This window comes from Caulobacter sp. D5 (assembly GCF_003185805.1).
In the GTDB taxonomy this organism is placed as follows: Bacteria; Pseudomonadota; Alphaproteobacteria; order Caulobacterales; family Caulobacteraceae; genus Caulobacter.
The window spans coordinates 1-1,907 of record NZ_QHJY01000539.1; the positions used below are offsets into that span (position 1 = coordinate 1).

The following is a 1,907-nucleotide window of genomic DNA, read 5'->3' on the forward strand; positions in this document are numbered from 1 at the left end:
AAGCCGGCCTCGTCGCGGAAGGCCGGGTCCATCCGGCGGGCGGCCCAGAGGGCGGCGGTGCGGCGGGCGCGGCTCATCGGCGGCCTCCCGCACGGCGCTCGGCCTTGGCCACTTCGCGATGCAGCTGTTCCAGCGCCCGCACCACGTGCTTCTCGACGGCGGCCTCGTTCATGGCCAGGGCCGCGGCGATCTCGCGCGTCGTCTGGCCGTGCAGGCGGCGGCGGATGAAGACGTCGCGGCGCAGCGGCGGCATGGCGTCCAGCACCTTGCCGAACACCTCGACCTTCTGGCGATGCATGAGGATCTGCTCCGGCGCGGGGGCTTGGCAGGGAATGTCGTCGTCCAGCGCCTCGACCGGCCGCCGCTTGCGGCTGCGGAAGTGGTCGCGGACCAGGTTCAGGGCGATGCGGTAGCCCAGCGCCGCCCGGTCGGCGACGGTGCGCGCCTTCTCGTAGGTCAGCAGCCGCGCGAAGGTCTCTTGCACCAGGTCGTCGGCGGCCGCCGGGTCGCGCGTGCGCCGGACGATGAAGTGATAGAGCTCGTCACGCTGGGCGCGCAGGCTGGCCAGGTCGGTCATGGCGCGACGCGCCAGAACACGAGACGCCAGAACACGAGGCGCCAGGCGCGAAGGGATGCGGGCTCCGGAAACATGGGCCGGCGCTAGCACGGCTTCGTGACAGTTCTTCCGCCGCGCCCTCGGGAATGAAGCCCGCCGCGATCGTCAGCACACGGGCGAAAGCACCCGGTGTGAATTCACCACGTGCGATGTTTCAAAGCTTTACAAACAATTGCAACTCTGACACGAGTCCACCGCCACGCCAACCAGAGCGTGGATCGCCCGGTCGAAACCAGCCTCAGGGAGGGATTGGTGCTCGAGTCGTCGGTGTGCCCCAGCGTAGCGTCCCAGAGCGTAGATCTTCCGAGCACGGAGCCCGCTGACCTGCTGGTCACCGGCATCGGCGGCGCGACGCCCAAGGCCGCGTCCGTACTCAGCCAGGCCCTCGACATGCCTGTCGAGACGGTGGTCGACGCCCTCTATCGCGCCCCCGCCCGGCTGCTGGCCGGACTGCCGGCGGCCGACGCCGCGCATCTGGCCGGCGTCATCCGCACCCTGGGCGTCGAGGTGGCGGTGACCCCGGCCGGTCCCGCTCCGGCCCGCGCCCCCGCCGTGGACCTGGCCGGCGAACTGATCGATCTCGACGCCGCCGACGCGGTCGGCCAGGCCCTGGGGCGGTTCCTCGGCATCGAGCCGGACGTGGCCCTCGACCTGCTGCTGACCCCGCCGGGCGTGATCCTGGGCAATGTCACCGAGGCCACGGTCCGGGCCCTGGAAGCCGCCCTGCCCGCCGGCGCCGTGCGCCTGACCGCCAGCCGCCCCGACACCGCCGGCTTCGCCCTCTTCGCCAGCGGCCTGTCGCCCCTGCAGGTCGGCATATTGCGCCCGCGCCTGCCGGCCGGGGCCGAGATCGCCGCCGGCGGTTCGGCCACCGTGTTCGACCTGACCCGCGGCGAGGCCGACGGCCTGTGGCGGCGGCTGAAGGCCCCCGAGCAGGTGCGGATCATCGACCAGGCCTTCCTGCGCTTCTCCATCGAACTGGTCGCCGCCCCGCCTGAAGCCGCCGAAGCGCTCGAGACCCTGGCCGGTGTGCCGGTCGACGACTACGACCTGCTGCGCCAGGCCCTGCCGGTTCCGATCGAGGCGGGCGTCGCCTTCGCCGACCTCGAAGACCGGATGGCCGCCTACGAGGCCGCCAACCTGCATGTCCGGGCCGAGCTGGAGACCTTCGCCCACCAGGCGCTCGACATCCTGTCGGCCCCGGCCGCCCTGCTCGCCGAGTTCGGCCTGGCCGGCCCTATGGCACGACCGGCTTCCTGCCGACCCTGATCAGCGACGACCTGCACGTGGT

The 1,907-nt window shown here is 72.3% G+C and carries 2 protein-coding genes; one reads left to right on the plus strand and one right to left on the minus strand.

Annotation, left to right across the window (positions count from 1 at the left end; translation table 11 throughout):
- Positions 1-73: 73 nt before the first annotated feature.
- Positions 74-577 carry an RNA polymerase sigma factor gene (locus DMC18_RS24960; protein ID WP_110119698.1) on the minus strand — a complete coding sequence of 168 codons (504 nt, stop codon included), beginning with the start codon at positions 575-577 and terminating at the stop codon, positions 74-76.
- Between the two features lie 291 nt (positions 578-868).
- Between DMC18_RS24960 and DMC18_RS24965 the strand changes: the two genes are divergently transcribed.
- Positions 869-1,885, plus strand: coding sequence for a hypothetical protein (locus DMC18_RS24965; RefSeq protein WP_146218222.1), 1,017 nt, complete (start codon positions 869-871; stop codon positions 1,883-1,885).
- The last annotated feature ends 22 nt before the right edge of the window (positions 1,886-1,907 follow it).